Origin of the sequence: Chryseobacterium sp. T16E-39, from assembly GCF_002216065.1 — a bacterium.
Classification (GTDB): Bacteria; Bacteroidota; Bacteroidia; order Flavobacteriales; family Weeksellaceae; genus Chryseobacterium.
This window is the reverse complement of record NZ_CP022282.1, coordinates 2570376-2585566: the sequence shown is the minus strand read 5'-3', so window position 1 is coordinate 2585566 and position 15191 is coordinate 2570376. Positions and strand designations below refer to the sequence as shown.

Here is a 15191-nt window from a genome sequence, read left to right as displayed (position 1 = left end):
TATTTAATTAACAAAAAAATTAATAATATGAAAAATAAGTATGCCTTATATGTAAAGTCTTGTCTATTAATTTTGTCATTTATAAGTGGTTTTATATATATTCCTGCTCAGTCTCAGAACAATTTTCTTATTGGTATATGGTCTTCCCCAGATATCGCAGCCAACTTTGTTGCTGCTCCCGCAGATTATGATGGTGATGGGAAAACAGATATAAGTGTAAAAACATCTGGAGGATATTGGTTAATTGATTATGCTTTTAATGGTTTTCACGGTTGGGAATTTGGCGGGAACTATCCTCCATTATTTTCTCAATATGGAGGTTTGGAAGCTATTCCTGTACCAGGAGATTATGATCACGATGGGCATATAGACCTTGCAGTAAAGACCAATTCCGGAGTATGGCTTATAGACTATTATGCTATTAATGGTCTTGGAAGCTGGGATGTAACATTACCATTTAATTATGGTGATGAACATTTTCATCCAGTACCGGCAGATTATGATGGTGATGGATATACTGATATAGCAGCAAAAACAGATGACGGTCGTTGGCTTATAGATTATTATGCTAAAAATGGTGGTTTTAATGGTTGGGATGATGTTCTTACTCAGTATGGTGGAATTGAAGCTCATCCAGTACCGGCAGATTATAATGGAGATGGAGCTGTTGATATAGCGGTAAAGACTGATGATGGGCATTGGTTCATCGATTATTATCAAAAAAATATAGGTTTTAATGGTTGGGATTATGCATTGACACCCGCAGCGATTTACGGCGGGGAGACTTCTATCCCGGCGCCGGCTGACTATAATGGAGATGGTAAGGCAGATATAGCTGTCCAAGATCAAGGGATATGGAAGATTGATTATGCTGATGCTGCAGGTCATTTTGGGACTTGGGATAGAGAACTTGGGGGATATGGAGATATCAAGACCCAACCACTTCCGGCAGATTATAATGGAGACAAGTATGCCGATTTAAGTCTTAAAATGAATGAAAATGGGACATGGTTAGTCGATTATGCGGAGGTTACCGGAGGTCAGATTAACTACTCAGGGTGGGATGAACATGCTTATTTAGGGCAATGGAATTGGCCTAATAGCAATTATACCTACTTAATTGGTCCGTCAGCTCCTTATTATAATAATGATCTTGTAAAGTTTCAAAAAATCAAAAATGCCAATATAGACTTCATCATAGATCCGGAGATGATGTTTTCTCCAGAGAATTATGCCAGAATATATACATATCTGGATCTTGCTAAAAAAAGCTCACTTAAAGTATTATTATCAGGAAATGATATAGCGAAAAAACTAGATCCTGATCCCTTAACAGGATATAAACAGGAATTTCTTGATGCATTTAAGAATCATTTGCCGACCGGATTAGATCAAGCTATAATGGGAATATTTCTTGGTGATGAACCCCAAATAGGGGATTTGAATAATGTTAAAAAATGGACCAATTTTTTTAATACCAACTATACACAGCAGCCTACTTTTTATAATTTATTTCCGAGATACGGTCCTTTTGCTGATGATGCCAGTTATGAAAGCTACTTAGACAAGTATATCAATGAAAATAGTACAAGCTTTGTATCCTATGATCATTATCCATTTGAAAATAATATGCCTTTTCGGACAGATTATTTTTATAATATGAGAGTTTTCAAAGAAAAATTAGGATATAACCGACCGTTTTGGTTTGTGATTCAATCTAATAAAGATTATGCACCCGAACCTTATGAGCCGAAATTACGATTTCTCACTTCAAGTGCAATAGCTTATGGTGCAAAAGGATTATTATATTGGTCATATATAAATGGTTTTGAAGAAAATGCTGCTAATTACGCATCCATTCAAAAGGTTAATAAATATATTAAGGAGGTAGTAGGTCCAGTGGTTTTAACTGCAGATTACATTACTGCTTTGCATAAAAGTGATACATATATGAATCAGGGACGTCCATTTGATAGTTCAGAATTAGTAGATCTAAATAGTACGGGCGTAATTAGAGATGTTAGCAATAACAATATACTTTTGGCTTTATATCAGAAAGCAGATGTTAGTTCTACGGATTATTATATCTGGATTATGAATAAAGATGTTTCTACAACAGCTACTTCTACAAAAATCAATCTGGAGGGTGCTTACCTGAGTTCGTCAATTTCGCCAAGAGTAGATACTTATATATCTCCTAATAATGGTTTTGTCACTATAAACAGGACGCTCAATCATGTTACAAATATTACAACAATTACTATTCCCGAACTAAAGCCGGGAGAAGGTGTAATGCTTAAAGTAAAACAGAGCCTCTTAAACAAGTCGAATTGTGATGTAAATACTGAAAATCTTATGACCTTAAATTAAAGGTTGAGATTATTTTAAAAATAAATATGCTAAAAATCAATCAATTCCATTTGCTATTTCAAAAATATTTTATAATTTTGCAGTCCGAAAAGTAGGTTTACTATATGTGAGTGCGGTAACCTGCTGAATAATAAATGCTTCCAAACTCATTAATTATTCAAATTAAAAAAAGAAGAAATGGCTAAAAAAGTCTTTAAAATGGTAAAGCTTCAGGTGAAGGGAGGGGCTGCAAACCCGTCTCCACCAGTAGGTCCTGCATTAGGTTCTGCCGGTGTAAACATCATGGAGTTTTGTAAACAATTTAACGGAAGAACTCAGGATAAGCCTGGGCAAGTTTTGCCAGTAGTAATTACTGTATACGAAGACAAATCTTTTGAATTCGTAATTAAAACTCCTCCAGCTGCAATTCAGTTAATGGATGCTGCTAAAATTAAAGGAGGTTCCGGAGAACCAAACAGAAACAAAGTAGGTTCTGTATCTTGGGATCAGGTAAAGAAAATCGCAGAAGATAAAATGGTAGACCTTAACTGCTTTACATTGGACTCTGCACTTTCTATGGTTGCAGGTACTGCTAGATCTATGGGATTGAGAGTAACAGGAGCAAAACCAACTAACGCTTAAAACTTAGAGAAATGGCAAAATTAACAAAAAAGCAAAAGGAAGCTTTAAGCAAAGTAGAAAAAGGAAGAGCTTATAATCTTGATGAAGGTTCAGCTCTTGTTAAAGAAGTAAACACTGCAAAGTTTGATGCTTCTGTAGATATCGCTGTTAGATTGGGTGTAGATCCAAGAAAAGCAAACCAAATGGTAAGAGGTGTTGTATCTCTTCCTCATGGAACTGGTAAAGATGTTAAAGTATTAGCTCTTGTAACTCCGGATAAAGAGGCTGAAGCTAAAGAAGCTGGTGCTGATTATGTAGGTCTTGACGAATATTTACAAAAAATCAAAGATGGTTGGACTGATGTTGACGTTATCGTTACTATGCCAGCTGTTATGGGTAAATTAGGACCTTTAGGTAGAGTATTAGGACCAAGAGGTTTAATGCCAAACCCTAAATCAGGAACTGTAACAATGGAAATTGGTAAAGCAGTAACTGAAGTGAAATCAGGTAAGATTGATTTCAAAGTAGATAAATATGGTATTATCCATGCAGGTATCGGTAAAGTATCTTTTGATGCTGATAAAATCAAAGAAAATGCTCAGGAGTTGATCCAGACATTGATCAAAATGAAACCGACTGCTGCTAAAGGTACATATGTAAAAAGCATTTACTTGTCTTCTACTATGAGCCCGGGTATTGCAATTGATACTAAATCTGTAAACTAATATAAATCCTTAAGACAATGACAAAAGACCAAAAAGTTGTAGCAATACAAGAGATCAAAGATTTGCTTCAGGATGCAAAAGTAGTATACGTAGCAGATTTACAAGGATTGAACGCTGCTAAGTCTTCAGATTTCAGAAGACAGGCTTTCAAACAAAATATCAAAGTGAAAGTGGTGAAAAATACACTTTTACAGAAAGCAATGGAGCAAATTGACGGAGTAGATTACTCTGAAATGTTCCCAACTTTCAAAGGAAACTCTGCATTAATGGTTGCTGATACAGCTAACGCTCCAGCGAAATTAATCCAAGGATTCAGAAAGAAAGAAGAGAAGCCGGCTTTAAAATCTGCTTACCTTCAGGATACATTCTATGTTGGTGACAATAATCTAGATACACTTGCTAACATCAAGTCTAGAGAAGAAATGATCGGTGAAATCATCGGATTACTTCAGTCTCCAATTCAAAGAGTTGTTTCTGCTCTTCAAAACAAACCTGAAACAGTAGAAGCTAAAGCTGAAGAAGCTGCTGCTCCTGTTGTGGAAGAAACTCCTGCTGAAGCGGCTCCAGAAGCTCCTGCAGCAGAAAGCACTGAAGAAACTCCAAGTGCTGAATAATTAGACTCAAAAAATAAATAAAATAATCAACAAAAAACATTACAACAATGTCAGATTTAAAAAATTTAGCTGAAACGCTAGTAAACTTAACAGTAAAAGACGTAAATGAATTAGCTACTATCCTTAAGGATGAGTACGGAATTGAGCCAGCTGCTGCTGCGGTAGTAGTTGCTGCAGGTGGTGGAGAAGCTGCTGAAGAAAAATCAGAATTCGATGTAATTCTTAAGTCTGCAGGTGCATCTAAATTAGCTATCGTTAAATTAGTAAAAGATTTAACTGGTGCTGGTCTTAAAGAAGCTAAAGATATCGTAGACGGAGCTCCTGCTGCTATTAAGCAAGGTATCTCTAAAGACGAAGCTGAAGCTCTTAAGAAGCAACTTGAAGAAGCTGGTGCTGAAGTAGAATTGAAATAATTCAATTACCTAAAATAATAAGCCCGGACAAGAAATTGTCCGGGCTTTTTTTGTATGCTAAATTTAAAGAAGCGGTTGCTCAGAATTAGTTTTTATCGTTGATCATGCGTTTTTATAGATGTGCGAGAATTGCTTATACTAGGGTTTATTTACATTAGTGAAATCATTAATACATTTTACGTTAATACATTAAGTAATAAATCTTGTGAATGTGGATAACTTTTTGTATCTTTGCTCCTCTTTTGGCGCTAAAAATTGTATGTAAATCTGTAAAATATTATAAATCAACTCTTTCATTGAAATGAAAGGGATTTTATGTTTATAGATATTGCGGTATTTCTGCCTCAAAAGTATTAAAAATATTTTGCATTACGCTGTGAAAAGATATACCAGTGTTGCAGTTAGGGATCAGACTCTAAGAATAAAGAAAAAAGAGTAAAGACTATTCTAAATAGCGCCAAACATTTTGAAGTCTTTTATCTTTTCTTCGTTTTCTTTCATCTATTCCTGATATTTTTTGTTAATCAAAATATTTTTTAACCCTTCTTAAAAGTTTTATGAGTAAAACAACAGCATCAATTAGGGGGAATCAGAGAATTAATTTCTCATCAGCAAAAGGAAAAATTATAACTCCAGACTTCTTGGATATCCAATTAGAGTCTTTTAAAGAGTTTTTCCAGCTTGATACCCTTCCTGAAGACAGGAAAAAAGAAGGTCTGCACAAGACTTTCCAGGAAAATTTCCCAATTACAGATTCAAGAAACCAATTCGTATTGGAATTCTTAGATTATCTGGTAGATTCTCCACGTTATTCAATCGACGAGTGTGTGGAAAGAGGTTTGACGTATTCAGTTCCTCTTAAAGCAAGACTTAAGTTGTATTGTACAGATCCTGAACATGAGGATTTCCAAACAGTAGTCCAGGATGTTTATTTAGGACCAGTTCCTTATATGACTCCTAGTGGTTCTTTCATCATCAATGGTGCTGAGAGAGTTATCGTTACGCAGTTGCACCGTTCACCTGGTGTATTCTTCGGACAGACTTACCACGCCAACGGGACTAAATTGTACTATTCAAGAATTATTCCTTTTAAAGGATCTTGGATGGAATTTACTACGGATATCAATAGCGTTATGTATGCGTACATTGACCGTAAGAAAAAGTTACCATTAACTACTTTACTTAGAGCTATCGGATTTGAGTCTGATAAAGATATTCTTCAGATCTTTGACCTTGCTGAAGAAGTAAAAGTGTCTAAAGCTGCACTTAAGAAAGTAGAAGGAAGAACATTAGCTGCGAGAGTATTGAACACTTGGTTCGAGGATTTCGTAGATGAAGATACTGGTGAGGTTGTTTCTATCGAAAGAAATGAAATTATCTTAGACAGAGAAACTATTCTTGAAAAAGAACATTTAGATCTTATTCTTGATGCTGGTGTGAAATCTATCTTGATTCACAAAGAAAACAGCAATGAATTCTCTATCATCCAGAATACATTACAAAAAGACCCTACTAACTCTGAAAAAGAAGCAGTAGAATATATTTACCGTCAGTTAAGAAATGCAGATCCACCAGATGAGGAAACAGCAAGAGGAATTATTGAGAAATTATTCTTCTCTGAGCAGAGATACTCATTAGGAGAAGTAGGACGTTACAGATTGAACAAAAAGTTAGGTCTTAATATTCCTACAACAACTGAAGTACTTACAAAAGAAGATATCATTGCGATCGTAAGACACTTGATCGAATTGGTAAACTCTAAGGCGGAGGTTGATGATATTGACCACTTATCAAACAGAAGAATTAAAACTGTTGGTGAGCAATTAGCAGGACAGTTCGGTGTAGGTCTTTCAAGAATTGCAAGAACGATCAAAGAAAGAATGAACGTTAGAGATAACGAAATCTTTACTCCACTTGATCTTGTTAATGCTAAGACTTTAACATCTGTTATTAACTCATTCTTTGGTACCAACCAGCTTTCTCAGTTTATGGACCAAACCAACCCATTATCAGAGATCACTCACAAGAGAAGATTATCTGCACTAGGGCCTGGTGGTTTATCAAGAGAAAGAGCAGGTTTCGAGGTTCGTGACGTTCACCATACTCACTACGGAAGAATTTGTCCGATTGAAACTCCTGAAGGACCAAACATTGGTTTGATTTCTTCTTTAGGTATTTATGCGAAAATTAACAACCTTGGTTTCATTGAAACTCCATATAGAAAAGTAGAAGATAGTAAGATTGATCTTAGCGCTGCTCCTATTTATCTTAATGCAGAAGATGAAGAAGACAAGGTAATTGCTCAGGCAAACGTTGAGTTGAATGATAATGGTGAATTCGTTACCGACAGAATCATTGCAAGACTAGACGGAGATTATCCGGTAGTTGAACCATCTCAGGTAAACCTTATCGATGTTGCACCAAACCAGATTTCTGGTATTTCAGCTTCATTAATTCCATTCTTGGAGCATGATGATGCGAACCGTGCATTGATGGGATCCAACATGATGCGTCAGGCCGTTCCTCTATTGAAGCCACAGGCTCCAATCGTTGGTACTGGGCTTGAGCAACAAGTTGCAAGAGATTCTAGAATTTTGATCAATGCTGAAGGTACTGGTACTGTAGAGTATGTAGATGCTGATAAGATCACTATTAAATATGAAAGAAGCGATGACGAGGATCTTGTATCTTTCGAATCTGCTACAAAAACATATAATCTTACTAAGTTTAGAAAAACCAACCAGAGTACAACGATTACACTAAGACCAAACGTAAGAATTGGTGAAACAGTGGAAAAAGGACAGGTACTTTGTGATGGTTATGCTACTGAAAATGGAGAATTAGCTCTTGGTAGAAACTTAGTGGTTGCGTTCATGCCTTGGAAAGGATATAACTTTGAGGATGCGATCGTAATCAATGAAAAAGTTGTTCGTGAAGACTGGTTTACTTCTATCCACGTAGATGAGTATTCTCTTGAAGTTCGTGATACCAAATTAGGTATGGAAGAATTGACAGCAGATATTCCTAACGTTTCAGAAGAAGCTACTAAAGATCTTGATGAAAACGGAATGATCAGAATTGGTGCTGAAGTGAAGCCTGGTGATATTATGATCGGTAAGATCACACCTAAAGGGGAATCTGACCCAACTCCTGAAGAGAAACTTCTTAGAGCGATTTTTGGTGACAAAGCTGGTGATGTAAAAGATGCTTCATTAAAAGCAGATTCTTCATTAAGAGGTGTTGTGATCAACAAGAAATTGTTCTCTAGAAATATTAAAGATAAAAAGAAGAGAACTGAAGAGAAACTTAAACTTGAAGAAATTGAAAACACTTACAAGGCTAAGTTTGATGAGTTGAGAAATACTTTAATTGAAAAATTAAATACACTTGTAAGCGGGAAAACTTCTCAAGGGGTTACCAACGACCTTGATGAAGAAATCATCGGTAAAGGTGTGAAGTTCACTCATAAATTATTGACTTCAGTTGAAGATTATGTAAACGTTAGCGGTGCAGATTGGACTGTTGATAACGATAAAAATGAATTGATCAAACAATTAATTCATAATTATAAGATCAAGTTCAATGATATCCAAGGGGTTAAAAACCGTGAGAAATTCGCAATTTCTATCGGAGATGAACTTCCTGCAGGAATCATGAAGTTAGCTAAAGTGTATATCGCTAAAAAACGTAAACTGAATGTAGGGGATAAGATGGCAGGACGTCACGGTAACAAAGGTATCGTTTCGAGAATCGTTCGTGAAGAAGATATGCCATTCTTAGAAGATGGAACACCGGTAGATATCGTATTGAATCCACTAGGGGTACCTTCCCGTATGAACATCGGACAGATTTATGAAACAGTTCTTGGATGGGCTGGTCAGAAATTAGGAATGACGTTCGCGACACCAATCTTCGATGGAGCAACTCTTGATCAAATTACTGAGTATACTGAGAAAGCAAGTCTTCCTAAATTTGGTAACACTCACCTTTATGATGGTGGTACTGGGGAAAGATTTACTCAGCCTGCAACAGTAGGGGTAATTTATATGTTGAAATTAGGACATATGGTTGATGATAAAATGCACGCACGTTCTATTGGTCCTTACTCATTGATTACTCAGCAGCCGTTAGGAGGTAAAGCTCAATTCGGAGGTCAGAGATTCGGAGAGATGGAGGTTTGGGCTCTTGAAGCATTTGGAGCATCAAATATCCTTAGAGAAATCTTGACTGTGAAGTCAGATGACGTGATTGGTAGAGCAAAAACTTATGAAGCTATTGCAAAAGGTGAATCTATGCCTGAACCAGGTATTCCGGAATCATTCAATGTATTACTTCACGAGTTACAAGGTCTTGGATTAGACGTAAGATTGGAAGAATAAATTAAATCTTTTAATTAGAACAAGCTTTATTTATAAATCATTGAAGGTAGAATGTTTCAGAATTTAGGCAGAATAGAAAAATATGGATATTGGCTTTTTGCTATTCCAGCTTTGTTTTTCTTGTTGAGCCCAGCGAAATTTCCTGCTGATGACGGATTCTTTTATCCCCAGATAGCGCATAATTTCGTAAATGGTTTAGGCTTTAAATTCAATGACATTTACACTACAAATGGTTTTCATCCCTTGTGGATGTTGGTGTGTATCATTGCAGATTTCATGATAACACTTCCTAAACAGGAAATGATTTATGTACTGTGGTTGATACAGATTGTATTGTTCTTTTTAAGTATAAAATGTCTGCAGCCTTTGTTTAAAGATGGAGGAATTGGGAAAATAGCAGGAGTCGGTTTTTTGGGGTTGGTTTTTTTCTCGCTTGGTACTTTATATTTAACAGAGGCACACCTTAATTTATGTTGCATTGCATTACTGCTCAATTTACTTATAAAAGGCAGAGCTGGAAATGGATGGCTTTTGGGACTTGCAGCCAGTATGGTGTTTCTCTCGAGATTAGACAATGCCTTTATCCTGTTTTTTTTAGGATTGTATTGTTTATTCGGAGATACAAGACCCAAGTTAGGTGATTTGTTAAAAGCAGGAGCAATATGTATTGTCTTGGGAGGCGGATATTTATTGTACAATAAATTTGAATTCGGGAATGTAGTTCCTATAAGCGGGAGAATAAAATCAAGTTTTCCAAATGCTGAAGGTTCTATTTTTGGAAACCGATGGGGGATTATTTTTCTGGTTTCGAATTTAATGTATGTAGGACTGCTTTTCCTTACGAAGGTTGATTTTAAAAAATTAAAATTATACTTCGTAGCTGGGGCGATAGTACAGTTATTATATAACTTATACTTTCAGTCACAGATAGGACAATGGTATTTTGTAATGCAGATGCTGGCCGTTGCTTTTATGCTGTACGATGCTGTTAATTTATTTTTACAGAAATTCAGTATTAGGCAGGGAAAGATGAGTGTAATGTTTTTGCTGATTGGCTGTACTATTTTTTTGAGTTCAGTTTCTTATATAAAAGCTAAGACGAATGTGAGTTTAGGCTCGAATGCAGGAGGAGGCAATGAAGAAATAAAAGAAGTCAGAAAAGATAAAGTGCAGGTGATTGCAGAAGATCTGAAAAAAAATCTTCCGGCAGATTCTAGGGTTTTTACCTATGATATGCCAGGTAAATTAGCATTTTATTCAGATTTACAGATCATCCCGGCAGATGGGCTGGTAGCAGATAAAGGGTTTTTTACGCAGATTGCATCAATGCCTTTTGAAAGATATCTTGAAGATCATAACATCAGATATGTTGTATTGCCATCAGGATTTCAGAAAAAAGGACCTATAAAATTTATAGGAATTGAAGCTGTTAATGAAAATGATCGTGTTTCTTACGCAATGAGAAGCAGCTTTCTAAAGAGAAACGTTAGTAAAATAAATTTAGAAGATTTTAATCTTGTTAAAACTTTTTCTAACCCTCTTAAAGTCTGGCAGCCAGATTACGATAACGTGATGCTATTGAAACTAAAAAAAGAACAATAAACAAGTAAGGTTTGATCTTTTGAGTATGCTTGTTAAGTATTCAAATTTGGATAAATAATTTTCCATTTGAAACTAAGAAAAAATATTACAATAAAAGATTTAGAAATAGAGAATAAAACATTTTTTATGTCAAATAAAAATAAGTCAAGTAGATTTAATAAAATAACCATCGGTTTAGCTTCTCCCGAATCCATTCTTCAGGATTCAAGAGGTGAGGTTTTAAAACCGGAAACTATTAACTACAGAACGCATAAGCCTGAAAGAGATGGTTTGTTCTGTGAAAAAATATTTGGTCCTATTAAAGATTACGAATGTGCTTGTGGTAAGTACAAGAGAATTCGTTATAAAGGGATTGTTTGTGACCGTTGTGGGGTTGAAGTTACAGAGAAGAAAGTAAGAAGAGAAAGAATCGGACATATTGGTTTGGTTGTTCCTATTGCTCACATCTGGTATTTCCGTTCTTTACCAAACAAAATTGGTTACCTTTTAGGTATTCCTTCCAAGAAATTGGATATGATTATCTATTACGAAAGATATGTTGTGATCCAACAAGGTATTGCTAAGAAACTGGATGGTTCTGATTTCGATAAAATGGAATTCTTAACAGAAGAAGAATATCTTGATATCATGGAAACTCTTCCTGTTGAAAATCAATATCTTGATGATTCTGATCCAAACAAATTCATCGCTAAAATGGGTGCTGAAGCTGTTGAGGAATTATTAAAAAGAATCGATCTTGATGCATTATCTTTTGATTTGAGACACAAAGCTCATAATGAAGGTTCTAAGCAAAGAAGAACTGAAGCTCTGAAAAGATTGAACGTTGTAGAAGCATTAAGAGGTGCTAATACAAGAATGATCAACAGACCGGAGTGGATGATTATGCGTGTACTTCCTGTAATTCCACCAGAATTAAGACCATTGGTTCCATTGGATGGAGGACGTTTCGCTACTTCTGACTTAAATGACCTTTACAGAAGAGTTATTATCAGAAACAACCGTTTGAAGAGATTATTGGAGATTAAAGCTCCTGAAGTAATCTTAAGAAACGAGAAGCGTATGCTTCAGGAATCAGTAGATTCATTATTCGATAATACAAGAAAATCTTCAGCAGTAAAATCTGAATCAAACAGACCATTGAAATCACTTTCTGATTCATTGAAAGGTAAGCAAGGTCGTTTCCGTCAGAACTTATTAGGGAAAAGGGTAGATTACTCTGCGCGTTCTGTAATTGTTGTAGGTCCAAACTTACAGCTTCACGAATGTGGTATTCCTAAAGATATGGCTGCGGAACTTTACAAACCATTTATCATTAGAAAACTAATTGAAAGAGGAATTGTAAAAACAGTAAAATCTGCAAAAAGAATTATTGATAGAAAAGAACCTGTAGTTTATGATATCTTAGAAAATGTGATGAAAGGTCACCCTGTTCTATTGAACAGAGCACCTACTCTTCACAGACTAGGTATCCAGGCTTTCCAACCTAAGATGATCGAAGGTAAAGCAATTCAACTACACCCGTTAGTAACAACGGCCTTCAATGCCGATTTCGATGGTGACCAGATGGCGGTACATTTACCATTAGGTCCTGAAGCGATCCTTGAAGCTCAGTTATTGATGTTAGGTTCTCAAAATATCTTGAACCCTGCTAACGGTTCTCCAATTACAGTACCTTCTCAGGACATGGTTCTTGGTCTTTATTTCATGACCAAAGAATTGAGTTCTACAGAAGATATGAAAGTAAAAGGGGAAGGGTTGGCATTCTATTCTCCTGAGGAAGCAGAAATTGCTTATGCTGAAGGAAAAGTTTCTTTAAATGCTAAGGTAAGATGTAGATTACCTGTCAAAGAAGATGGAGAATTAGTAACAAGATTAATTGAAACATCTGTTGGTAGAATTTTATTCAACCAAATTGTACCTAAACAAGTAGGATATATCAATGAACTTTTAACTAAGAAATCATTGAGAAACGTTATTGGTAAAATCCTTGCTGATACAGATTTCCCTACAACGGTTAAATTCCTTGATGCAATGAAAGACTTAGGGTATTCAAATGCATTTAAAGGAGGTCTTTCATTCTCACTTGGAGATATTGTAGTTCCTGTTGAGAAGAAACAAATGGTTGCTCAGGCAATCGGTACTGTAGATGAGATTAGAGCTAACTATAACATGGGTCTTATTACAGACACAGAACGTTATAACCAGGTAATTGACGTTTGGACAAACACGAACGCTGGATTAACTGAAATGATCATGAGCAGAATGAAGACCGATCAAGGTGGATTCAACTCTGTATACATGATGCTTGATTCTGGTGCGAGGGGTTCTAAAGAACAGATCCGTCAGTTATCAGGGATGAGAGGTTTGATGGCAAAACCGCAAAAAGCAGGTTCTACTGGTGCGGAGATCATCGAAAACCCGATCCTTGCAAACTTTAAGGAAGGTCTTTCAATCCTTGAGTACTTTATCTCTACCCACGGTGCACGTAAGGGTCTTGCGGATACCGCTCTTAAGACAGCCGATGCTGGTTACTTAACAAGAAGATTGGTAGACGTTGCACAAGATGTTATCGTTACGGAAGTAGACTGTGGTACTTTAAGAGGTACAGAAGTTACTGCCTTGAAGAAAAATGATGAGATCGTTGAGAAAATATCTGAAAGAATTTTAGGTAGAGTTTCTCTTCATAACATCTATGATCCAGAAACAGACGAATTAATCGCTGAAGCAGATCAGATCATCAACGAGCAGTTAGCTAAGAAAATTGAAGAAACAGGATTAGAAGCTGTTGAAGTTCGTTCTCCATTAACTTGTGAAGCTAAGAAAGGTATCTGTGCTAAATGTTATGGTAGAAACCTTGCTACTGGTAAAGTAATCCATATGGGTGAAGCAGTAGGTGTAATTGGTGCTCAGTCAATTGGTGAACCAGGAACTCAGTTAACATTGAGAACCTTCCACCAAGGGGGTACTGCAGGTAACGTATCTGAAAATCCTTCAATTATTGCTAGAAGAGATGGTATCGTTGAAATGGATGAAGTAAGAACAATTACTTCTGAAGATGAAAACGGAAATACTGCTGAAGTGGTAGTATCCCGTTCTACTGAATTTAGATTAGTTGCTGATAACGAAACAAGAACACCATTGATGGTTGCTAACGTACCTTACGGTTCAGTATTAGCTGTAAAACCAGGTGATAAAGTGAAGAAAGGTGATGTTATCTGTAAGTGGGATCCGTATAACGCGGTTATCATTGCAGAAACTTCTGGTAAAGTAGAATACGAGGATATTATCCAAGGTATTTCATTCCAACTGGAAATTGACGAACAGACAGGATTTGAAGAGAAAGTAATCTCTGAATCTAGAAATAAGAAAGCCGTACCTACCTTGAAGGTGGTAGATTCCAAAGGTGTTGAGCAAAGAGCTTATAACTTACCGGTAGGAGCCCACTTAATGGTTAATGATGGTGAGAAAATTAAGGCTGGTAAAGTCTTAATCAAAATCCCAAGAAAATCTGCAAAAGCAGGGGATATCACCGGAGGTCTTCCAAGAGTAACCGAATTATTCGAAGCAAGAAATCCATCAAACCCAGCTGTAGTTACAGAAATTGATGGGGTAGTTTCTTACGGAAAAATTAAGAGAGGTAACCGTGAACTTATTGTAGAAGCTAAGACTGGAGAAAGAAAAATTTACTTAGTAAAACTTTCTAACCAGATCCTTGTTCAGGAGAATGACTTCGTAAGAGCTGGTTCTCCACTTTCTGATGGTTCTATTACTCCAGATGATATCTTAAGAATCAAAGGTCCAACTGCGGTTCAGGAATATCTTGTAAATGAAATTCAGGAAGTTTACCGTCTGCAAGGGGTAAAAATTGATGATAAGCATTTTGAAATTATCGTAAGACAGATGATGACCAAAGTATCTATCGTTGATGGAGGTGATACTCAATTCCTAGAAGGAGCTTTAGAGCATAAATACGATTTCTTAGAAGAAAACAACAGAGTATTTGGTCTTAAGGTAGTTGTTGATGCTGGTGATTCTAAAGAATTCAAACCAGGTCAGATGATTACAGCAAGAGAATTAAGAGATGAAAACTCTAAATTGAAGCGTGAAGATCAAAACTTAGTTGAAGTTAGAGAAGCACTTCCTGCTACAGCAACACCTGTATTGCAAGGGATCACAAGAGCGGCTCTACAAACTAAATCATTCATGTCTGCAGCATCGTTCCAGGAAACGACTAAGGTTCTAAACGAAGCAGCAGTTGCTGGGAAAATTGATTTCCTAAGCGGTCTGAAAGAGAATGTAATTGTAGGACACAGAATCCCTGCAGGTACAGGTCTTAAGGAATATCAGAATGTAATCGTAGGTTCTAAAAAAGAATTCGAAGATATTAACTAATATTTTTAATTATAGATTATGGATTATAAGTTATAAATGATTTATATTCGTAGTCTATAATTTAAAAATTTAAAACAAAAAATATTTAAAGAAAAC

8 protein-coding genes are annotated in these 15191 nt (G+C 36.1%); all 8 read left to right on the top strand.

Translation table 11 applies throughout. The annotated features are described in order from the left end of the window. Nucleotides 1-27 precede the first annotated feature (27 nt). Nucleotides 28-2370: an FG-GAP repeat domain-containing protein gene (locus CEY12_RS11665; RefSeq protein ID WP_089027866.1), complete on the top strand. Its 2343-nt coding sequence runs from the start codon at nt 28-30 to the stop codon at nt 2368-2370. Nucleotides 2371-2547: 177 nt separating this feature from the next. Beyond that, nucleotides 2548-2991, top strand: a complete 444-nt coding sequence (gene rplK / locus CEY12_RS11660; RefSeq protein WP_089027865.1) for a 50S ribosomal protein L11 — start codon at nt 2548-2550, stop codon at nt 2989-2991. A gap of 11 nt (nt 2992-3002) precedes the next feature. Beyond that, a complete protein-coding gene (rplA, locus tag CEY12_RS11655) occupies nt 3003-3695 on the top strand; it encodes a 50S ribosomal protein L1 (RefSeq protein ID WP_089027864.1) in 693 nt (230 codons plus the stop codon). A gap of 17 nt (nt 3696-3712) precedes the next feature. Then, nucleotides 3713-4309: a 50S ribosomal protein L10 gene (gene rplJ, locus CEY12_RS11650; RefSeq protein WP_089027863.1), complete on the top strand. Its 597-nt coding sequence runs from the start codon at nt 3713-3715 to the stop codon at nt 4307-4309. Nucleotides 4310-4356: 47 nt separating this feature from the next. After that, entirely contained in the window at nt 4357-4722 is a 366-nt protein-coding gene (gene rplL / locus CEY12_RS11645) for a 50S ribosomal protein L7/L12 (protein ID WP_089027862.1), read from the top strand. A 557-nt stretch (nt 4723-5279) separates the two neighbouring features. Continuing rightward, nucleotides 5280-9101, top strand: coding sequence for a DNA-directed RNA polymerase subunit beta (rpoB, locus tag CEY12_RS11640; RefSeq protein ID WP_089027861.1), 3822 nt, complete (start codon nt 5280-5282; stop codon nt 9099-9101). Between the two features lie 51 nt (nt 9102-9152). Then, the gene (locus tag CEY12_RS11635) at nt 9153-10703 is read left to right on the top strand and encodes a hypothetical protein (RefSeq protein ID WP_089027860.1); all 1551 of its coding nucleotides are present in this window, start codon (nt 9153-9155) and stop codon (nt 10701-10703) included. 126 nt (nt 10704-10829) lie between these two features. Next, nucleotides 10830-15095, top strand: a complete 4266-nt coding sequence (gene rpoC / locus CEY12_RS11630) for a DNA-directed RNA polymerase subunit beta' (protein ID WP_089029859.1) — start codon at nt 10830-10832, stop codon at nt 15093-15095. Nucleotides 15096-15191: the final 96 nt, after the last annotated feature.